This window comes from Clostridium chauvoei (assembly GCF_002327185.1).
GTDB classification, from domain to species: Bacteria; Bacillota; Clostridia; order Clostridiales; family Clostridiaceae; genus Clostridium; species Clostridium chauvoei.
The window spans coordinates 2,474,688-2,496,564 of sequence record NZ_CP018624.1; the positions used below are offsets into that span (position 1 = coordinate 2,474,688).

A 21,877-nucleotide genomic window follows, 5' to 3' on the forward strand; every position below is an offset into this window, starting at 1 on the left:
TACAAAGCTAAAATACTATCTATGCAATACTTGTAAGTGGTATAATATAATATACGTTTTTTTAGGAGGGGATAAAATGAGGATAGCTGCCATTTCAGATATTCACGGCAATATTTATGCATTATTGAAAGCATTAGAAGATATAGATGAACAAAAAGTTGATATGATTGTTTGTCTTGGTGATCTTGTTGGCTATGGCCCACACCCAAATGAAGTTATTGCTTTAATCAAAAGAAGAAATTTACCTTGTATTAAAGGGAACTATGATGCCTCAGTAGTAGATGGTGCTTTTAGTTATATAAGAGATACAAAAATAAACTCCTTTGCTCTGCCTTGGAGTTGTGAGGAAGTAAGAGAATCCAATAAATTCTTCTTAAGTCAATTACCAGAGTTTCTTGAATATACTTTTGATAAAATAAAGATTAAGTTTGTTCATGGAAGTCCTAACAAGATAAATGAATACCTATTTGAAGATGGAGAAAATACTAATGCTATAATGAAGGATTTAGATTGCGATGTATTAGTTTGTGCCCACACTCATATACCATCTATTAAAAAATTCGATAATAAATTATTTATCAATGTTGGTAGTGTTGGAAAACCTAAAATCGGTAGACCTAATATAACATATTGCATATTAGATATAAAAGATAATACTGTTGAAAGTAAAATTAGAGAATTAGAGTATGAATTCAAAAGAATTGTAAAAGATACTCAAATGCTATCTTTCCCAAGTGAACTTTCAAATTCATATTCAACAGGAAAAGAATAAAAAATACCAATACATAGGTTCTTTATGTATTGGTATTTTTTATTTATTCTATTAAAGTTCCTACAATTCTTAACTTTTCTAATATCTTATCCATTTCTTTAGCATGACAATTCAAAAATTCATTAGTTAGATTCTTCCCTGCCATAACTCCAAAATGAACACCATCTTTCCACACATCAACATCAGCAACATCATATACAGTTCCATTAATAGCAATTAAAGAAGGCATTCCATCTCTTCCATTATACTTGCTTAATTCTTCAATAGTATATTCTATTGGTAAGTTTTCAATAATATTTTCTCTGTATCTCCTAGACATAGTTGGAATCAATTCCCCTACTAATTCTAAGTTATCTAATAAAATTTGTGCACCTTCATGACAAGACTTAAAAAATTCCGTTAAATCATTTCCAGCTTTCAATCCATTATGCATTCCATTTTTCCAAGCATCAACATTTTCCAAAGAATAAACCTTATTATCAATGGCTACATACGCAGGCATTCCATTTTTCCCATTATATTTAGCTAACTCTTCTATTGTAAATTTTTGATTAGTAATTGGGACACTTCTAAAAGTATGCTTTTTACAATCCTCTAAGTATTCAGTAACCTTATCACAAACGCCACTCATAACATCTATAATACTCTCCTTGTAATCTTTAGGATAAGTTAATAAAATAGTTTTAAGTTGATTTAGTTCTATAAATTTTTCTTCTAAGAAATTCTTTTTTGTCATAAAATCCTCCAAATAAACACTATACAAATATATTATGATAAAAAGTTGCAAATGTTAGTAAATTAGTGTAAAATCGTAATAAACATCATATTTTATTACTGTGATGAGAAGAGTAGCTATTGGACGTAGTCTTAGCGAGTAAGGAACGGTGTAAGCCTTATACGAAGCCTTTAGTGAAGAACATCTCTGAGTTTCTAACCGAAATCTATTTATTGAGAGTAGGCTTAGACGGATTCAAACCGTTATTAATTGGATGACATTATTTGTGTCAGATAAGTGGTCATATCTTATGACAATTTGGGTGGTACCGCGAAAGTATCCTTTCGTCCCTTTTAGGGATGAGAGGTTTTTTTATTTTTAAAAATAAATTTTATGATATATTAGGAGGAAAACTTATGGATAAAGTAGTTTTAGTAAAATCACTTTATAGAAACGAAAATGAATATTTATCAAAAGAAGTTAAAATCTCTGGATGGATAAGAACACTAAGAGCATCAAATGCATTTGGATTTATTGAAGTTAATGATGGGACTTTTTTCAAAAACGTTCAAATAGTTTTTGAAAACAAATTAGAAAACTTTAAAGAAGTATCTAAATTACCTATAAGTTCATCAATAACTGTTATAGGTACTTTAGTTCCTACACCAGAAGCTAAACAACCATTTGAAATTCAAGCTAAAGAAATAGTAATTGAAGGATTATCTCAATCAGACTATCCTCTTCAAAAGAAAAGACATACTTTTGAATATTTAAGAACAATATCTCACTTAAGACCAAGAAGTAATGCATTCTCAGCTGTATTTAGAGTTCGTTCTGTTGCAGCTTATGCTATACACAAGTTCTTCCAAGAAAGAGGTTTTGTATATACTCACACACCAATTTTAACTGGAAGTGACTGCGAAGGTGCTGGAGAAATGTTTAGAGTAACAACTCTAGATTTAAACAACACACCTAAAACTGAAGATGGTAACATAGATTTTAGCCAAGATTTCTTTGGTAAAGAATCAAACCTTACAGTATCAGGACAATTAAATGCTGAGTGTTATGCTCTAGCCTTTAGAAATGTTTATACTTTTGGACCTACTTTCAGAGCTGAAAATTCAAATACAGCTAGACATGCAGCTGAATTCTGGATGATTGAACCTGAAATTTCATTTGCTGATTTAAAGGATGATATGGAATTAGCTGAAGATATGCTAAAATATGTTATTGAATATGTAATGACTGAATGTCCAGAAGAAATGGCATTCTTTAACCAATTTATTGATAAAGGAGTTATGGATAGATTAACTCACGTAATTTCATCAGACTTCGGAAAAGTTACTTATACTGAAGCTGTAGAAATTTTAAAGAAAGCAGATAAGAAATTTGATTATCCAGTAGAATGGGGTATCGATTTACAAACTGAACATGAAAGATATCTTACTGAAGAACACTTCAAAAAGCCAGTATTCGTTACTGATTATCCAAAAGATATCAAAGCATTCTATATGAGATTAAATGAAGATCAAAAAACTGTTGCAGCTATGGACTTATTAGTTCCTGGAATAGGTGAAATAATCGGTGGTAGCCAAAGAGAAGAAAGAATTGATGTTTTAACTAAGAGAATGGCTGAATTAGGTCTTAAAGAAGAAGATTATTGGTGGTATTTAGACCTTAGAAAATTCGGTGAAACTAAACATGCTGGATTCGGATTAGGATTTGAAAGACTTATAATGTATGTTACTGGTATGTCAAACATAAGAGACGTAATACCATTCCCAAGAACTACAGGACAATCTGATTTTTAATATAATAAACCCTAGTAAACAGTTTGTTTACTAGGGTTTATTTATTGTTATTTTACTAAATTGTAGTAAAATAACTAACTGACTATTTTAATGTCTGTCCCTAAATCTAAAATAAACATTAATCTGAATTTATAACATTCATAGATTTCTTTCTACTAATTATCACCTTTAAGTTTAATTAAAACTCCATTATCTACTTCATAAATATAGTCACTTAGCTCCTCTATATCCTGATATATATGACTTGTCATTAGTATTGTTTTTCCCTTTTCTTTAAGTTCTATTAACTTTTCTTTTAAGTTTTTAACTCCCTCTTTATCTAATCCATTGAAAGGTTCATCTAATATTAATATTTCAGGATCCTCCATTATAGCTTGTGCTATACCTAATCGTTGCTTCATGCCTAAAGAATATTCTTTTACTAACTTATTATCAATTGGATATAACTCTACAAATTTTAATATCTTTTCAATTTCTTCATTACCAATTTTATTTCTAATCTTTGCTAAAAACTTTAAATTATCAAACGCATTATAATTTGGTAAAAATCCTGGTTGCTCAATTAACGCTCCCACATCATCAGGAAAATCAACATCAAATCCTATTTTTAAACCATTCACCATTACATATCCAGATGTTGGTTTAATAAATCCACATATAGATTTTAAAATTAAGGTTTTTCCTGAGCCATTTCTTCCCACAATCCCGTAGCATTTTCCTCTTATAATATTTAAATTTATATTTTTTAAAACCGTTGTTCCTTTAAATATTTTTGTATAATTAACTATTTCTATTACATTATCATTCAAAAAATTACCCTCCTACTAATAATTAAATATCTACAATATCCTGTTTTTTGATTATAAATAGTCCTATGAAAAAATTTATTATTATAAAAGCAATAATAAATATCAAAGAACTCTTAAAATTCAATCCATTAAATCCACTCTCAAACATTTCGTATCTTTTTAGCATTCCATTATTAATCAAAAATATTTTGCAAAATTCAGTATTTTTAGGGTAAAATATTGGCGCTATATAAAATAGTATTCCTATAACACTTGCTTCATTTGATCTTGAAAAAATAGAATATAAATTATTTAAAAAAAGTTGTATAGCTACTACTGTCAAAATATTTAATAAAATAATATATAATGAAATACCATATTGATTTATATTTATTACGCTATTTATGTGTACTGGTGAATTTTGAAATGCTATATATCCACTTTTTATCAAAATTACAATTAGCGAAGATAAAAATAATACAAAAAAATATATACTTATTCTTATTATTATCGTTAAATTAAAAGCTATAAACCACTTTGCCTTGTTTTTAACTCTTGGTAGGACTAAAGTTGTACTTTCTCTAAATCTATCTATTGTAGATAAATTAAGCAAATTTAATACTATTATATATGGAGTAATCCATAATATAAAATAAAAATATTATATATACTATACTCTGTTACTAATCCACCATAAGTTTCTATAATAACATCTCCCATTAATACAGTATTATTATCTATTCCCATTAATCCATAATGTAGATTTGTTATTAATATACCTACAATAAATAAAATTAAAATTCGTAGCTTTTCATTATTTACCTTCAAATTTATACTTACTATTCTTTTAATCATCTTCTATTAATGCCTTTCTACTAAAGTATAGATTTAAAAATAATATTACAAATAAAAGTACTAAACTAATTATAATTGAAGTACTTAAAGAAGTAGTAAATCCATTATAATTTTTAAACTTATGCTTAAATATACTAGATATGGTACCCAATCCTATATATTCATTTATTTTAAATATACCTTCATTTAAACCATATGATTTAATATAATTTCACTCCATTTATTTTCAAATTTAAACATTAGAAAATTAATACTAAATACAATAACGAAAAAAGAAATTGCAAACAAAAAACTAAACACAATATTAGTTAAAATCTTAGATACAATCCATATTCTTTTTTCTTTAGTTCTTAGCATAATAAATTTTATATAATCACTTTTAGTATTAAAAAAAGTTGTTAAAATTATAATATAAGGAAAGTAGAAACCTAAAAGTAAACTGCCATAAGTTGTAGTTCTAAAAATTCCATCCCATATATTTAAATCTAAATTATAGCTATAACTTACTTCTACTAATCGGTTAGTAATAATGTAGATTACTATAGAAAATATTACTTATAGTCATATCTACACTTCTATAAAATTGACTAATGGATGATGGTGAATAGTTATATATATTTAGAATGGAACAGAACATACTTCCTAATATCCAAAATAGAAATGGTGAAAATATTATTGCTATCTTATTTTTGATAAATGCAGAAATTGCTAATCCAATACTAGCATAAGCAAAACCTAAACTAAAATTTATAAATATATGTATCATTATATAAACACCAAAATTTTCAGTTAATAATCTTATAAAGGGGCCACCCATTTTACCATATCCATAAAAACTAGTTATACTTCCTTTAAAAAAAGTAAAAATTAATATACTTAATATTATAGTTGGAATTATTATTGCTAATCCACCAGCAATTCCATTAACAAGTAATTTTGATAATATATATTTCCTATGGTTTATTCTCATATCTATTTGCTTAATAATGCCATATTCCTTATCTTCTATATATGACAATCCAAAAGGTAATACTGAGAGAATAGGCATTGTAACAATAGACATTAAGAATGAACTAAAAAATACTGAATATTTATTTAGACCGTTCTCTACCATAACTTTAGCCTTTTCTTGGAGTTCTAGCGTTTGGAGATCAGGGGCATCATAATTGAAAAATATGTATTGTTTAATATCAATATATACACTAATAAAAGCAAGTAATAATCCTATAATAATAACTATAATGAATTTTTTACTTGTAATTACTCTTTTAAGTTCATTTAATATCATGTTTTCTCCTCTTATACTCTACAATAATATGATATTTTTTACATTTTATTTTATTAATCTCCAAATTATTGTATTTTTACTAACAATAAGCTTATTTGTATAAATATCGTATTATATATTAAAACTTTTGACAACTTTTTACACGTTTTTTATAATTATATTTAATTATCACTAATTATTTTTATTATTTGTTTAACATATGTGTAATAAAAACCCTACTAGCTTTTAGAAAACTTAAAAACTAAAATAAAAACACAACTTTTCATGTAGAACAGTTGTGTTTTCATAATTGTAATAAACAATACTTTTAATATTACTACTAACTTACATATGTTTGTAAGTAAATTTGAATATAATCTAATTACTTAAAATTATTATAATCATTCTCTATTATTTTTGTCTCTTTTTTACTAATTCATATAATGTGCTTACCGGTACTCCTGTACCACCTTTTATTCCATATTCGCTTGATGATGAAGCCCAAGCTGTTCCTGCTACATCTAAATGTAACCAGGGTTTATTTTGAACAAAGGCTTCTATAAATAATCCTGCTGTTATAGTTCCAGCTAATCTACCACCACTATTCTTTAAATCAGCAATATCAGATTTAATTAATTTTTTATATTCATCAAAAGTTGGTAGTTGCCAAACCTTTTCTCCTGTATATTCAGATATTTCTTTTAGTTCTTTATAAAATTCTTCATTATTAGTTACTACCGCTGTTGTAGTTTCACCTAATGCATGCAATGCCGCTCCTGTTAATGTAGCAACATCTATAATTTCTTTAGCATTTTCATTTTCTATTATATAGTGAACTGCATCTACTAAGGTTAATCTTCCTTCAGCATCAGTATTTACTACCTCTATAGTTTTTCCTGCCATAGATCCTATAACTTCTCCAGGCTTATATCCATTTCCTGCTATTAAATTTTCACAAGCAGCTACTACAGCTATAACATTTGCTTTAAGTTTTCTTTTAGCAATTACAGACATTGCTCCGATTACAGCAGCTGCTCCACCCATATCAGATTTCATATCTACCATACTACCTGTAGGTTTTATAGAATATCCACCTGAATCATAAGTTAAGCCTTTTCCTACTAATCCTAATATATTATCTTTATTATCTTCATCACCAAAATACCTCATAATAATAAATTTAGGTTCATTTATTGATGCTTTTGCTACATTATAGAAAGCTTCCATCTTTAATTCTTTTATTTTCTCTAAATCATAAACCTCAACTTCAAATCCACTATCAACTCCAATTTTAATAGTTTCTTCTGCTAATGTTTCCGGGTAAATAACATTAGATGGCTCATTTACTAAATTTCTAGCTAGTATTACTGCATCTGCTAAAGCAGTTCCCTCTTCAATAAATAAATCTACTGATTCCTTAACTTCATTGTCTATATTATGAACGCCTATTGAAATATTTAATTCAACATTTTCCTTTTTAGATGTTTTATATTTATCAAAAGTGTAATTTGCTAACTTTGCTGAATATGTAAAAGCTTTAGCCATATCCTTTACTGATAATTTATTTGTATTTGGTACTCTTAAAAATATTTTTAATAATTTTAATTCTTTGCATTTCTTAATGCTTTTTCCAACTGTTTTTCTAATAATTTCTAAACTTAAGTTTTCTTCTTTGCCTAATCCCATTAAAATTACAGTTTGAAACTCTGAATTAACCTCTCTATTAAATATATAACTTTGACCTTCTTTTCCTTTAAATAAATCTCTTTTTTCTAATGAATCTATTACTTTATTAATCTCTTCATTAGGTGTTTCTAAATTATCCTCTAATAAATACATAATTAAAGTATCTACTTGTGAGCACGTCATGCTATTAAATGAAATATTCATTATTAAACTCCTTTCATTATTGTCTTTAAGACATAGTATTTCCTAAATTTAATATATCACACACTTCCATATTATTGTAATTATTTATTTTAAATTTATTCTAAATTTTTTTATTTTTTTGTATATAATTTCATTCTCTTGTCCATAATAAAAATGTAGATACAAAAAAACCTGTTTATTACAGGTCCCATCCCCCATTTATTTAAAAGCGCTTCGGCGCTTTTTTTGTTAAAAAATAAGAGTATGCAATTTGCATACTCTTATTTAAATATAACTGTATTATTTTCAAATCTATCTATTATAGCTAAAGATTCTACTCTTATCCCCATTTCTTCAAGCACTTTTCTTCCTTCTTGAAAACCCTTTTCTATAACTATTCCTACACCAATAATATTTCCTTCAGCTTGTCTAACTATATCTATCATACCCTTTGTTGCACAACCTTGAGCTAAAAAATCATCTATTATCAGTATATTTTCTTCCTTTTTTATAAAGTTTTTTCCTACTCTAACTTTATAAGTTTTCTTTTTTGTAAATGAATGTACTTCTGATTCAAAAACTTCTTTGTCTAAATTTAAACTTTCCGTTTTCTTCGCAAAAACTACTGGTACATAATCAAAATATTGTGAAACAATAGCTGCAATTCCTATCCCTGAAGCTTCTATTGTAAGTATTTTATCAATTTTTTGATCCTTAAATCTTTCCTTAAATGCTTTTCCTATTTCATTAAAAAATTTAATATCCATTTGATGATTTAAGAAACAATCAACCTTTAATATATTACCTTCTCTTATGTTACCTTCTTCTAATATTTTTTTCTTTAATGCTTCCATAATTACCTTCCTATCACTCATTTATTTATCTTCTCTACTAAAAATGTAATTTACAAATAAACATATGAATGTATAGTGGGTATAAAAAACATATACTCATCACTCATATATTCGTAGTTAGGATTTTTACGGTTTCCCAGTAGAGACACTTGAACCTTATTTTCAAGCATATACGAATCATATTATTCTTTTTTTAATCATTATAACATTACATTATTTAAATATCCAATAATCATATTAAAAGTCTAGAGTTTTTATAATTCCTGATTTAACGCTTTCTTTAACATCTATAATTCTTTGATTAGTAGAACCTCTATACTTTAAACTTTCATCCATTTTTGTTTTATCAAATCTCCCATCGACTAAAACATCTATATTATCTAAAAGATCTCTCCAACCTGGAATCTTATCAATGTTGTTTAATATATATTCAAAAGTATAACCTGAATAACTCCAGACATTTATATTATTATTTTTGAATTGTTTCGCCATATACGCAAATTCTTCCGCTCTCTCAAAGGGATCTCCCCCACTAAATGTCACGCCTTTTATCATCGGATTATCTAATACTCCTTGTATAAGTTCATCCATATTTCTATCTTCTCCACCAAAGAAACTATGAGTGTCTGGATTAAAACAACCATTACAATTATGCTTACAACCTTGTGAGAAAAACACTCTTCTTATGCCTGGTCCATTAACTAGACTTTCATATGCTATCCCTGATAATCTTATAGTCTTTTCCATATTATCCTCCACATCCTACTTCTTAATTTAATAAATACTTTTAATTTCAAAAGCTTGTCCATTATACTATTATACAATAAAAAAATAGTTATAGGATTAGGATTCGATACCCAATTCTATAACTATTTATTATTTTGTATTTTCCTTTAAGTAAAGTATACTTTTATACAATTTGGTAATTATTTTTATTTGTTCCTGTATGAGACTTTCTATCTTCTCTTTCATGGTATTTTCCCGGGCCAAATCTTTCGTCTAAACTTAAATACCCAGTAACTCTAGAAATACCTTGAATATCTAAACTTCCACACTTATTACACTTACTTTCATTACTACTTAAATAAGTCCCACAACTTTTACAGTATCTTATGTGGAAGTTTATTCCTAAATAACTTATGTTAGTGTACTTATATGCATAGTCTAAAATATCCATAATTGCTTCTCCAGATGGACAATCGTCTACTTCTAAATAACTTATATGCCCTGCATTACAAAGTTTATGGTAAGGTGCTTCTATATCTATTTTACATTTAATTGATATAGGGAAGTTTACTGGAATGTGGAAACTATTTGTATAGTATTCTTTATCAGTAACTCCTTTAACTATTCCAAAAGTACCTTGATCTTGTTTTATGAATTTTCCTGAAAGACCTTCTGCTGGTGTTGCATAACAACTCCAATTTAATTTAGTTTCCTCAGTAATTCTATCTGTATATTCTCTAATATATGATACTATTTTAACACCTAATTTTCTAACTTCAGTATCTTCACCATGATGCTTTCCTGTTAATGCTATTAAAGTTTCTGCAAGTCCTATAAATCCAATTCCCCATGTTCCTTGTTTTAGGATTGGTTCTATTGTATCATCAGGAGTTAACCCTTCTGATCCCTTCATTAAACCCTGACCAGCTACAAATGGTAAATCTTTAATTTTAAGATTTTTAAGTACTCCATATCTATGAAGTAATGATTCCTTTGCAAGGTCTAACTTCATTTGTAATATTTCAAAGAATTTATCTATATCTCCATTAGCTTGTAAGCCTATTCTTGGTAAGTTTATTGTAGTTGGCGCAATATTTCCTCTTCCTTTACATCCTGGTTCACCATTTATATTCTTCATTAGATAAGTTCTACATCCCATAGTTGCAGGCATATATCCCATATCATAATATTCTTTGTTGAAGTCTGCATCTATATTCATAAATGTTGGATTCATTCTTTTAGCAGCAACTCTACATGCTAATTTATATAAATAATGATATGGATCATTAACTTCTCTATTAACGCCCTCTTTAACTCTAAAAATTATGTTAGGGAATATCGGTTGCTCTCCCTTCCCTAATCCTTTTTCATATTCTAATAAGAAAATTTCACATACTAAAGCTGCATCCTCAGAGTTTGGAATACCTAAGTTTATAGAACTAAACGGTACTTGTGATCCTGCTCTTGAATGCATCGTATTTAAATTATATACAACGCCTTGCATTGCTTGATGTATTCTTTTCTTTAATTTTTCTTCTGTTAGTTTCTCTATCTTTTCTTTATCAATTCCTAGCTCTTCTAACTCATTTATTATTTCATCTCTCGTTGGCTTTACAAAAGCAGACATGTCATTATCAAAATCCGGGTGTGCTTGCCCACCAAACATATCATTTTGAGTTGATTGAAGTAATATACATGAAAGTTCTGCTGCTGTTTCTATTCTTCTTGGTGCTTTTATTGTCCCATATCCTGTATTAAAACCTTTTTCTAAAATTTCCCCTGTAGGTATGTGTAAGCAATTAGTAGTCAAGTTATAACTGTCTAAATCATGATAATATAAATCTCCATTTTCATGTGCCTTAGCTAATCTCTTTGGCATACTAGCTAAATTAAACCACTTATTAGATTCTGATGCTATTCTAAGTAACTTAGAACTAAAGTTATTACCTACATTAGCATTATCTCTATCGGTTTCGACACCAATTCTTTGAATAGCTGTCATTAAGTCTGATTTTATTTCTCTAACTTGTGTTCTTTGTGTTCTATAATTTGAATAGGCTATTTTTATGTCTTTATATCCACTGTCAAGTAACGCCTTCTCAACTAAATTTTGAATTTCTTCAACAGTTATTCTTTCTTGCCCAGACATTTCTATATAATTGATAACTTTCTGAACTGTATCTAGAACTTGACTTTCTCTAAGTCTTTTCCCGACCTCTTCTCCTGAGCTTTTAATTGCGTTTGATATTTTAACGGCATCAAACTCGACTTCCCTACCGTCCCTTTTCACTACATATAGCATACACTCAACCCCTATCGCACAATATCTTGTATTAATTTACTAGTAATTATTATACTCCATTACATTTTCATCATCAAAGATGCTAGGATTGACTTCGATTAACTATTCTCAAATTACATCAATATATCTTCATTTTTTACCCTTTTTTATAATAAACATAAATTTTTAAATGTACTCATATTTTTATATATCTATGTAATATATTGTTATTAAAAGCCACATATAAACTTAATATTTTAAAAATTTAATTTAATAAAAGGGGATTATATTTATGAAACGAATTTTATCAATTTTAATATTTTTATCACTTTTTTCATTGATTAGTTGCTCAAATAAGGAAAGTAATCCTGTTGATGTCTTTAACGAAATAGATAAATCTCAACCAATATATTCCTATTATACTGGTGAAGAAATTTCTCAAGACTTAAATAATAACACACCTTTTATGGTTATGGTAGAGAATTCTGTTTATGCTAGGCCACAAAGTGGTTTATCTTATGCAGACGTAATTTATGAAACATTAGCTGAAGGGGGAATTCCTAGATTTATGGCATTATTTCATAGTAAACAACCAAATGCTATTGGCCCTATAAGAAGCGTTAGACCATACTTTTTAGATCTTGCTCATGAAAACAATCTAGCCTTTGCTCATTGTGGAGGCTCATCTGAAGCATTAGCAACAATCTCAGAAGATGAATCAATTATGAGTATAAATGAAATTTCAAATGGCAAATATTTTTGGAGGGATGATAAAAGATCTGCTCCCCATAATTTATATACATCATCTGAAAATATATTAAATTCTATAATAGATAAAAAGTTTAATTCAACACCAAAACCTTTTGCAACATTTAATAGTGAATATTATTCAAAGGAATCTCTTAATACAATAAAAAATATAAACCTTAATGTAAATAGATTTTATAATACCTCATATATATATGATAATGGGGAATATATAAAATATATGGATGGTGAAGTAGCTATTGACGCTTTAACAGATAAACCATTATCTTTTGCTAATGTAGTTATTCAAAAAACAAATATTCAGCTTCAAGCAGATAATAATCATATAGATATAGATTTAATCGGAGAAGGGGAAGGATATATTTTTTCTAACGGAAAATATGTAAATGTACTTTGGAAAAAAGAAGATAAAAATTCAAAAACAACTTTTTACGATTATTCCGGTAATGTAGTACCTTTATCTCAAGGAAAAACTATATGGCACATATTAGATAAAAATTCAAATATAACTTTTAGTTAAAAATCACCATAAGGTGGTTTTTTTATTTTTAAGAATAAATTTAATTAAAACAAGAAATCATATCAATAGTGATAATTTTAGAATTTTATCAGTATTGATATAATAATCTATTATGATATAATATAATTAACATTAATCGGAAATTATTAGGAGGAGTACACATGCAAAAAATAGCTTTATTAACCGATAGTGCTTGTGATTTATCATTAGAAACTTTAAAGGAAAAGAATATAAAATTATTACCTTTGAAACTTATCTATTCAGATAGAGAGATTCAAGACAAAATAGATATTACAGCAGAAGAAGTCTATAATAATTTAGAAAATGAAGTGCCAAAAACTTCTTTACCAAGTTCAGAAACAATTCACACTATATTAACTGATTTAGAAAACGAAGGCTTTACACATGTTATAGCTATCACTATATCTAGTGGGTTATCTGGAACATTTAATGCTATAAGATTAGCTTTAGAAGATCACCCTAAATTAACTTCTCATGTGTATGACAGTAAAATATTAGCATTACCTCAAGGACTTCTAGTTATGGAAACTTGTAAGTTAATTGAAGAAGGTAAGTCTTTTGAAGAAATTGTTAGTTCTTTACCTGCAATACATTCAAATATAACTGGATATTTTACTATAGATACATTAGAATACTTAAAAAAAGGTGGTAGAATAGGTAGAATAACTGGAACTTTAGGAGAAATTCTTCACTTAAAACCAATTATAACTGTTGATGATAATGGTGTTTATTATACTATTTGTAAAGCTAGAGGACATAAACAAGCTTTATCAAAACTTACTGATATACTAAAAAATGAATTAAATAAATGTAAATGTAAAGTTTGGGTTCTTCAAGGTGGAGCTCTTGAAACTGCTGAAAAATACTTACAAACATTATTAAAACTTGATAATATAGTGGATATTGGTATTTCTGAAATTAGTCCTGCCTTAGGAGTTCATGCTGGTCCTGGTTTAATAGGTTTAGCTATTCAAAAGGTACAATAACATGGATAACTTTAGCTTTAATAGTATCGATGATATTAAAGCAGAGGAACAGCGAATTCATGAGGAATACAAACAAAAACTAGCCGAACTAAAAAAAATCCAAAAAGAAAGAGAATCAGTTGGTCAGGTTTTTACTAAAGGATTACTTCCTATATACGTTCTTCACATTTTAACTTTAGGTCCAACCAATGGAAATGAAATAGCTCATAAAATTGGTGAAAATACTAATGGACTTTGGATTCCTAGTACTGGTGGTATTTATCCCCTACTAAAAAAATTAGAGAAGAGTGGTTATGTTGTAGGCAATTGGGATGATCCTCATAAAAAATTTCAGAAATTCTATTCTTTAACACCTGCAGGTTTAGAGGAATATAAAAACAAAAAATTTCTTTTAAAACCTAAAATAGAAGAATCACTTAAAGTTTTTAAAATAATTTACAAAGATCTATATCTTTAAGCGTCTTAATGACGCTTTTTTTATTTAATCCAATTATTACAGCTTATTATATAATTATTTCTACAAATAATAATTATATAATAAATTTATAAATCTATATAAATTAATAAAATTATAACCTTATCACTATTGATATAGTTATCAAATATGATATATAATTGATATATAATTAGAAAGGGGGCTATATATTTGCAAAAGATAGCAATTTTAACGGATAGTGCATCTGATTTATCTTTAGAAACATTAAAAGAAAATAACATACATCTATTTCCTTTAAGAATCTTATACTCAAACGAGGAATTTGAAGATAAAATTAGCATTACTCCTGAAGAGGTTTATAACAGACTTTCTACAGAAATTCCTACAACATCTCTTCCTAGTCCTAAGACTTCTGCTAAAGTTCTAAAAGATTTAGAAGCTAATGGATATACTCATGTAATAGCAATCTCTGTTTCTAGTGGATTGTCTGGAACATTTAATGCCTTTAGATTAGCATTAGAAGAGCATCCAAACCTTACCTCTTATGTATACGATAGCAAAATCATAGGATTCCCTCAAGGAGTTCTAGTATTAGAAGCTGCTAGACTCGTTAAAGAAAAAAAATCTTATGATGAAATAATACAAGAACTACCTAGAATTCGTGAAAACATAACAGGTTACTTTACTTTAGATACCTTAGAGTATCTAAAAAAAGGTGGCAGAATAGGTAAATTAGCAGGAACTATAGGTCAATTTTTACACCTTAAGCCAATTATAACTATGGATGAGCATGGAGTTTATCACCCATATGCTAAAGTTAGAGGAAGAAAACAATCTTTATCTAAAATGATTGAAGTTTTAAAAACTCATCTAGATGAATCTAAATGTAAAGTTTGGATACTTCAAGGTGGTTGCATGGATGAAGCTCTTTTATTTGCTGAATCAGTTAAAGCATTACATAATTGCGAGTTTATGGGCATAACACCTGTAGGCGCTATGGTAGCTGTTCATTCAGGTCCTGGTATGATGGGACTAGCAATAGAAAAAGTATAAATTTTAAAAAATGTTGAGTAAAGTTAAAAGATACTCAACATTTTTTGTATTATAAGTAACCTTTTTGACCAAACTAATATTATTAACTTTTAGGTGGTGTTAGTTTGAAAGGTAAAATAATAGATTACAGTAATTTTGAAGCTTTTGTTTGCTTAGAAGATGATACAATTATAAAACTTCCATTATCAGAGGTAGATAATTATACATCTATAGGTTCAACTGTAAATATATCCTCGCAATCAGGAAGTTTTGGTTACTGTAATAATCATTCTTCCAAAATTTACAAAGATAAATTAGTTGACTTTTTTTAGAAATAACTTTAAAATATAACCTATATTTAACAATTGCTAGGGGTGCCATTGGCTGAGAGATGTTTTTAACATTAACCCTTTACCTGATCTGGATAATACCAGCGTAGGGAAGCTTATGTATGATATCTATATTACATTTTCATGTATATATTAGTATATCTTATATCTCCTAGCACAAGTATAAGGAGGTATTTTTTTATGTCAAATTTTATTTCTACTCTAAAAGAAAGCTTTTCAGTTTTATGGGACAACCCATTATCAATAGTCACAGTTATTGGTGGCGTCATACTTTTACTTGCTATAATAAAGTTCAAAAATATTAAGCTTGATGCTAAAATAATGACTAGAATCGGTATAGCTCTTGCTCTTGCAACTATACTAAATATGATTAAATTATATGTATTACCAAATGGAGGCGGTAGCATCTCATTAGGTAGTATGGTTCCTATAATATTAATCGCTTATATGTATGGCCCACAAATAGGATTATTAACAGGGTTTTTATTTGGTATAATAAGTTTAATATTAAACCCTTATATTCTACATCCTATTCAAGTATTATTTGATTATCCATTACCATACATGGCTGTAGGTTTTGCAGGATATTTTAAAAATAATAAGATGATTGGAACAGCTGTTGGTATGACTTTAAAGTTTATATTCCACTTTATATCAGGTTATGTATTTTTCGGAGCATTTGCACCTGAAGGATGGTCACCTGCTTTATATTCTTTAGTTGTAAATGGAACAGCTGTAGGTGGAGAATTAATTATTTGTTTAATTATTATTTTCTTCTTACCTTTTGATAGAATTATTAACAACTTATCTAGTAAACAAGCAAGTATAAGTTAATTTTAACAAAAAAAGTTCTACCTTAAACTCAAGGTAGAACTTTTTTATTAATCTACTGTTATTGCACTTACTGGACAACTTGATTCAGCATCTTTAGCTTCATCAACATTTGCATCTGGAACTTCTGTAACTTTTGCTACAGCCTTTCCATCATCGTCCATTTCAAACACTTCTGGACATACAGATGGACATAGTCCACAACCTATACAAGTATCCTTATCTACATTAGCTTTCATAACTCTCATCCTTTCTAAATAACTTCAATTATATTATTCCCAAAGAAAAAAGAGTTATGTATTTATTAATATAAACCTTCAAATATTAATGCGTATAAATCATTATTTCTTACGTATTCTTCTGCTTTTCCTTGCTCTAAAGCTTCTGTTAAATCTAAATTTATAGGAAGTTCACCTAATAATGGTAAACCTAAATATTCTGCATGTTCTTCAGCTGATTTTTTGCTAAAGACTTTAATTTTAGTATCACAACCAGGGCAATTAATATATGCCATATTTTCTATTACACCTCTTACAGAGATACCCATTTTTTCAGCCATTATTACACCCTTTTTAACTATCATAGATACCATGTCTTGAGGTGTTGATACTATTACTAACTCAGTTAAAGGGAAGCTTTGCATTATAGTTAATGTTATATCTGACGTGCCTGGTGGCATATCAATTAATAAGTAATCTAAGTCCTCCCAGTTTGTATCAGTAAATAATTGTGATAATACTCCAGTTGCCATTGGACCTCTCCAAATTACTGGTTCATCTTCATTAGGAATTAAAAGATTTATTGATATAACCTTTATTCCACTTTCAGTTTCTACTGGAAAATATTTTACACTAGTTTCTCCTATAGGTTGCATCATAGCTCTTTTTTCATTTATTCCAAAAAATCTTGGCATTGATGGTCCTGTTATATCAGCATCTAGCACTCCCACCTTATATCCTTTTTTTCTTAAAGTGCTTGCTAATATACCTGTTACTGTTGATTTACCAACTCCACCTTTACCACTTATAACACCAATTATATTTTTTACATTCCCATAGTTAGGAGTTATTTTCCCACATGATGCTCCATCTTTTGTTTTTGATCCACATTTATCCTTACTAGGACATGTTGAACAATTTCCCATTTTATTCTCCTCCTTTTACCACTCAGCTTTTATAGCCTTCGGTACATCACTTTCTTCGTAAATATCAATAGCCCATTCTTTAAATTCATTAGTCGCCATTACATAAAATTCATCTTTTATCTTATCTGTCTTGTTATCAACTGTTATATTAGTTTTGTATGTAGTACTGTCGTACCCTCTATTCTTTATAGTAATAACAACATCAAATTCATTTGAGTTATTATTAACAAGACTTACATCTGGAGTAATTTTTTTTGCATTCTTTAAAAACTCCTCTAAATCAGTTGAAAATACATACTTTAAACAATCAACATCACCTTGAATGTTTATTCCTACCTTATGGGTATTATTATTCAATTCCGATTTTTTCATTTCTAAGACCTTCAAAATTGAGTTATAATACACATATTCAAAATCCCTAGGTTTTCTTATTATTGATAAGTTTTGTATTATTCCTTCATCTAATCTTTTTGATACGGTAAAGTTAGTTGTTTCATCATAGAAATTCCCTTCTACTGCTCCAACAACATAATAAAATTTCTTTACTTCATCACCAACATTTATTTCAAAAACATAATCAGGATTTAGCTCTGATTTTTTATCAGTTACTTTAGCACTAGATAAAAGTTCGTACATATCTTTTATAGCTTTATCATCTGTTACTATAAATTTAAACCCTGGATCTCTAATACTTTGAATACTTATCTTATCACTTTTATTAGTATTTAAGTATTCAAAATACTCATTTTTACCCCCAATTTTTGTTTTTATATTATCTATTGTAGTGCAACTAACAAAGTTTAAACAAATTAACATTGTTAACATAATACTTATGAATGTTTTTCTTTTCTTCAAAATGTAATCTCCTTTTTCAAAAGATTTTATTATGTATATATTTACTTTAATAAGTAATTAGGAGAAGTTTAAACTTCTCCTAATTATAACTAAATTATAATACTTTAATTCTTTAATGGCAAATCTTATTATAAACTATTTAAAGCCCTCTGCTACTTTATCAAAAGCAACTTTTATGCTTGGTTTGTATTCACTTTCATCGAAATGAAAGTTTATTATAAGAACCTTCCCTCTAGAGTATTTTCTGAAATAACATATATTTTTGTACTCATCATCATTTGGCATTTTATATTCTAAAACATGCCACTTAATTCCATATTCATCATAAACATTATAATCTTCACTTTTAACATCTTTAAATATGGTATCGGGGATATTATCGATCTCTTTGATTCTATCCAAAATGCTAATAGTACCATTTATTTTGTTATTATCATTTATTGTTGCTTCAAACTCAATTCCATCTATATTTTTATTTCTCTCATCAATAGACCATGTTTCAGGTAATAAAACTTGGTATTTACCATCCCCTACATTCAATTCTCTAAACGCTCTTATATTATTATTAGAAAGAGCAATTTTTCTTACATTCTCTTTGAATAATTGTTGCATGCATACTAGGATAAACATAAGTGATAATAGGACTGTAAAAATATAGACTTTTTTCTTATTAATACTCATTAGGAATTATTAAGTACAGTCTCTAATCTTATATTTTATTGCATAGGCACAACAACTGTTGAATTTCTAAAATCATAGAACATCAACCAGCATCCTAAGCTATCTTTATCCTCATCACTTATCCAAGTTACAAAACCAGTTTTCCCTTCATATGGCTGTTCATTTTTATCTTTCTTTCCTGGTACTCCATAAACTATATATTTTAGATTACCTTCTTTATCACACTTATAACCTAACATAAAATATCCATACTTCTTAATATAAGGATAATAGTTTAACATTGGATAATAAGCTACAGTATATTTATTGTAATTTGACATATTACACATTTCATATAAATCATTAACTTGAACTTTATACCACTTACAATTTTTTATTTCTTTATAACCTCTATAATGTTCAAAACCATTTGCTATTCCTTCAAAATACTCTCCAACACTTCCTCTTATTTCTACATTGTCAGATTTCTTTTGAATAAGCTCTTCATAATCGTCAAATTTAGTTCTTTCTTCATTTTTACTTGTGTTAATCTCTTCATTTATTTCTTTTCTAACTTCTTCTTTTAGCTCTTCTCTCAATTCTTCTCTAATTTTTTCTTTTACTTCTTCTGAGACTTCTACCTCTTCTTTAACTTCTTCAACCTCTTCAATCTCTTGAACTTTAGTAATTTCTTCAACACTATCAGATTCTTCCCTTTCAGAGGTTATATCTTCCATATTAACTTCTACTTCTTCTCTCTTACATTCATCCTTTTTATTCTTATCTTTATCATATTTCTTTTCTTTTTCTTTTTTCTTTTCCTTATTCTTATCCTTATCCTTTTCTTTCTTTGGAGCTTCTACTTTAGGTTTAATTTTAATTATTCCTTCTTCAGCTTTTATTACTTTATAGTTTTTCCAGTTTTCTGATGGTTGCTCTCCATTCATAAAGCCACACATTATGAATATAGGAATACCATCTTTCATTTTAACTATTGCTGCTCCTGATATTTTGTCATATGGTATTCCAACACCAGCTATGTTATCAACAAAATATTCTTTCGTAACTTCTGCCTTTCCTCCTTCTGAAACTTTGATTTTTCCTAAATCTATAAGTTTCTTAGAATCTTTCTTATTGCATATAAGCATAATGCAATAATCATCACTATCATTTTTTAGGTTTTGAGCATAAAAAGATACCTTGCATTTTTCTCCTTTTGCCTCTATTTTTGAGTAACCAGATAGAGCTTTATCGTTACAGTTTGAATATCCTCTTTCATCTTCTTGTAAAATAATAAAATTTCTATACAATTTATTTACTTGTGCCAAAACTCTAAAACCTCCATTTTAGATTAATTCAATATATTATATGCGTGCTATATATAAATATGTTCAAAAATAAACTCGGAAGAATTTTAACATCAAATTAAAAGTCTTCCGAGTTTTTCATTAATACGCTTAGGCACTACTATTCTATTGTAATACTTTTATTTTTAGAACTGTTCATTTATTTTATCTGATAAACAAGCAAACTCTTGAATACTTAGAGTTTCTCCTCTTCTCTTTGGGTCTATATTAGCATTTTTAAAAGCTAATTCTAATTTTTCTTTTTCTAACCCTAAACTTTTTACTCCATTCCAAAGAGTTTTTCTTCTCATATTAAATGAGTTTCTTATTATATCAAAGAATAATTTTTCATTTTGAACCTTCACCTTAGGCTCTTCAAGTCTATCTAGTCTAATAACTATTGAGTCTACCTTTGGTCTTGGTATAAAGCATTGTGGTGGTACTCTTCTTACAATACTAGTATTACAATAGTATTGAACTAATAATGAAAGTGAACCATAATCCTTATTACCTGGATCTGCATCCATTCTTTCTGCAACTTCTTTTTGAATCATTATGGTTAATGATTTAAATTTATAGTTTTCCTTTAAAAGTTTAACTATAATAGGAGTAGTAACATAGTATGGTAAATTAGCTACTAATTTAACACTTTCTTCATCTCCTATAATCTCATTAAAATCTACTTTTAAAGCATCATTATGTACTAGCATGAAATTAGGATTGTCTCCAAGTTCTTGATCTAATATTGGAATTAAATCATTATCTAATTCTATAGCTACTACTCTCTTTGCTCTTTTCAATAATTGTGCTGTTAAAGTTCCTACTCCTGGTCCTATTTCTATTACTAAGTCATTTTCATCTACATCAGCACCATTTACTATATCTCTAGGAACAGAATCATCTATTAAGAAGTTTTGCCCTAAGCTTTTTGAGAATTTAAAGTTATACTTTTTAACAAGCTCTGCTGTTTTCACATCTTGTATATCCATA

The 21,877-nt window shown here is 27.9% G+C and carries 23 protein-coding genes, 2 riboswitches and 1 other annotated feature; of the genes, 8 read left to right on the forward strand and 15 right to left on the reverse strand.

The annotated features are described in order from the left end of the window. Window positions 1–76: 76 nt before the first annotated feature. A complete protein-coding gene (locus tag BTM21_RS11705; protein ID WP_079481023.1) occupies window positions 77–772 on the forward strand; it encodes a metallophosphoesterase family protein in 696 nt (231 codons plus the stop codon). A 43-nt stretch (window positions 773–815) separates the two neighbouring features. Here BTM21_RS11705 and BTM21_RS11710 read toward each other — a convergent pair whose 3' ends face one another. Then, window positions 816–1,508: a cytochrome b5 domain-containing protein gene (locus BTM21_RS11710; RefSeq protein WP_096145442.1), complete on the reverse strand. Its 693-nt coding sequence runs from the start codon at window positions 1,506–1,508 to the stop codon at window positions 816–818. Window positions 1,509–1,599: 91 nt separating this feature from the next. Further along, window positions 1,600–1,842, forward strand: a binding site (T-box leader). A 61-nt stretch (window positions 1,843–1,903) separates the two neighbouring features. On the opposite strand from BTM21_RS11710, the gene asnS reads away from it, so the two are divergent. Next, entirely contained in the window at window positions 1,904–3,298 is a 1,395-nt protein-coding gene (asnS, locus tag BTM21_RS11715; protein WP_079481022.1) for an asparagine--tRNA ligase, read from the forward strand. Window positions 3,299–3,453: 155 nt separating this feature from the next. Here the strand turns inward: asnS and BTM21_RS11720 are convergent, their stop codons facing one another. The 8 genes from BTM21_RS11720 to nrdD all read right to left on the reverse strand — a co-directional run bounded on the left by BTM21_RS11720 (window position 3,454) and on the right by nrdD (window position 11,959). Beyond that, a complete protein-coding gene (locus BTM21_RS11720) occupies window positions 3,454–4,107 on the reverse strand; it encodes an ABC transporter ATP-binding protein (RefSeq protein WP_021876755.1) in 654 nt (217 codons plus the stop codon). A gap of 22 nt (window positions 4,108–4,129) precedes the next feature. Then, complete coding sequence (locus BTM21_RS11725) at window positions 4,130–4,699, reverse strand: hypothetical protein (protein ID WP_096145443.1); 570 nt, start codon at window positions 4,697–4,699, stop codon at window positions 4,130–4,132. Window positions 4,700–4,710: 11 nt separating this feature from the next. Beyond that, window positions 4,711–4,941 (reverse strand): hypothetical protein, encoded by a 231-nt coding sequence (locus BTM21_RS11730; protein ID WP_096145444.1) that lies wholly within the window; start codon window positions 4,939–4,941, stop codon window positions 4,711–4,713. A gap of 520 nt (window positions 4,942–5,461) precedes the next feature. Next, entirely contained in the window at window positions 5,462–6,229 is a 768-nt protein-coding gene (locus BTM21_RS11735; protein WP_021876752.1) for a membrane-spanning permease, read from the reverse strand. Between the two features lie 390 nt (window positions 6,230–6,619). Then, window positions 6,620–8,101 (reverse strand): leucyl aminopeptidase, encoded by a 1,482-nt coding sequence (locus tag BTM21_RS11740; RefSeq protein ID WP_372450484.1) that lies wholly within the window; start codon window positions 8,099–8,101, stop codon window positions 6,620–6,622. Window positions 8,102–8,358: 257 nt separating this feature from the next. Continuing rightward, window positions 8,359–8,931, reverse strand: a complete 573-nt coding sequence (locus BTM21_RS11745) for a xanthine phosphoribosyltransferase (protein WP_021876750.1) — start codon at window positions 8,929–8,931, stop codon at window positions 8,359–8,361. 94 nt (window positions 8,932–9,025) lie between these two features. After that, window positions 9,026–9,127: riboswitch (purine riboswitch) on the reverse strand. A gap of 41 nt (window positions 9,128–9,168) precedes the next feature. Then, window positions 9,169–9,678, reverse strand: a complete 510-nt coding sequence (gene nrdG, locus BTM21_RS11750; RefSeq protein ID WP_079481019.1) for an anaerobic ribonucleoside-triphosphate reductase activating protein — start codon at window positions 9,676–9,678, stop codon at window positions 9,169–9,171. A gap of 163 nt (window positions 9,679–9,841) precedes the next feature. Then, window positions 9,842–11,959, reverse strand: coding sequence for an anaerobic ribonucleoside-triphosphate reductase (gene nrdD, locus BTM21_RS11755; protein WP_079481018.1), 2,118 nt, complete (start codon window positions 11,957–11,959; stop codon window positions 9,842–9,844). Between the two features lie 271 nt (window positions 11,960–12,230). On the opposite strand from nrdD, the gene BTM21_RS11760 reads away from it, so the two are divergent. The 6 genes from BTM21_RS11760 to thiT all read left to right on the forward strand — a co-directional run bounded on the left by BTM21_RS11760 (window position 12,231) and on the right by thiT (window position 16,885). Next, window positions 12,231–13,226 (forward strand): DUF3048 domain-containing protein, encoded by a 996-nt coding sequence (locus BTM21_RS11760; RefSeq protein WP_079481017.1) that lies wholly within the window; start codon window positions 12,231–12,233, stop codon window positions 13,224–13,226. A 161-nt stretch (window positions 13,227–13,387) separates the two neighbouring features. Further along, window positions 13,388–14,233 carry a DegV family protein gene (locus tag BTM21_RS11765; protein WP_021876746.1) on the forward strand — a complete coding sequence of 282 codons (846 nt, stop codon included), beginning with the start codon at window positions 13,388–13,390 and terminating at the stop codon, window positions 14,231–14,233. Between the two features lies 1 nt (window position 14,234). Continuing rightward, window positions 14,235–14,690, forward strand: a complete 456-nt coding sequence (locus tag BTM21_RS11770) for a PadR family transcriptional regulator (RefSeq protein WP_021876745.1) — start codon at window positions 14,235–14,237, stop codon at window positions 14,688–14,690. Between the two features lie 189 nt (window positions 14,691–14,879). After that, window positions 14,880–15,722, forward strand: coding sequence for a DegV family protein (locus tag BTM21_RS11775; RefSeq protein ID WP_021876744.1), 843 nt, complete (start codon window positions 14,880–14,882; stop codon window positions 15,720–15,722). 104 nt (window positions 15,723–15,826) lie between these two features. Beyond that, on the forward strand, window positions 15,827–16,033 hold the full coding sequence (locus tag BTM21_RS11780) for a hypothetical protein (protein ID WP_021876743.1): 207 nt from the start codon (window positions 15,827–15,829) through the stop codon (window positions 16,031–16,033). Between the two features lie 28 nt (window positions 16,034–16,061). Then, window positions 16,062–16,160: riboswitch (TPP riboswitch) on the forward strand. 71 nt (window positions 16,161–16,231) lie between these two features. Further along, on the forward strand, window positions 16,232–16,885 hold the full coding sequence (gene thiT / locus BTM21_RS11785; RefSeq protein ID WP_021876742.1) for an energy-coupled thiamine transporter ThiT: 654 nt from the start codon (window positions 16,232–16,234) through the stop codon (window positions 16,883–16,885). A 47-nt stretch (window positions 16,886–16,932) separates the two neighbouring features. Here thiT and BTM21_RS11790 read toward each other — a convergent pair whose 3' ends face one another. The 6 genes from BTM21_RS11790 to rsmA all read right to left on the reverse strand — a co-directional run bounded on the left by BTM21_RS11790 (window position 16,933) and on the right by rsmA (window position 21,876). Then, complete coding sequence (locus BTM21_RS11790; RefSeq protein WP_079481016.1) at window positions 16,933–17,121, reverse strand: ferredoxin; 189 nt, start codon at window positions 17,119–17,121, stop codon at window positions 16,933–16,935. Between the two features lie 65 nt (window positions 17,122–17,186). Further along, window positions 17,187–18,026: an Mrp/NBP35 family ATP-binding protein gene (locus BTM21_RS11795; protein ID WP_021876740.1), complete on the reverse strand. Its 840-nt coding sequence runs from the start codon at window positions 18,024–18,026 to the stop codon at window positions 17,187–17,189. Between the two features lie 15 nt (window positions 18,027–18,041). Further along, window positions 18,042–18,881 (reverse strand): YhfM domain-containing protein, encoded by an 840-nt coding sequence (locus BTM21_RS11800; RefSeq protein WP_079481015.1) that lies wholly within the window; start codon window positions 18,879–18,881, stop codon window positions 18,042–18,044. A gap of 135 nt (window positions 18,882–19,016) precedes the next feature. Then, entirely contained in the window at window positions 19,017–19,493 is a 477-nt protein-coding gene (locus tag BTM21_RS11805; RefSeq protein WP_021876738.1) for a hypothetical protein, read from the reverse strand. 104 nt (window positions 19,494–19,597) lie between these two features. Further along, entirely contained in the window at window positions 19,598–20,869 is a 1,272-nt protein-coding gene (locus BTM21_RS11810; protein ID WP_079481014.1) for a hypothetical protein, read from the reverse strand. A gap of 164 nt (window positions 20,870–21,033) precedes the next feature. Next, complete coding sequence (gene rsmA, locus BTM21_RS11815; protein WP_021876736.1) at window positions 21,034–21,876, reverse strand: 16S rRNA (adenine(1518)-N(6)/adenine(1519)-N(6))-dimethyltransferase RsmA; 843 nt, start codon at window positions 21,874–21,876, stop codon at window positions 21,034–21,036. Window position 21,877: the final 1 nt, after the last annotated feature.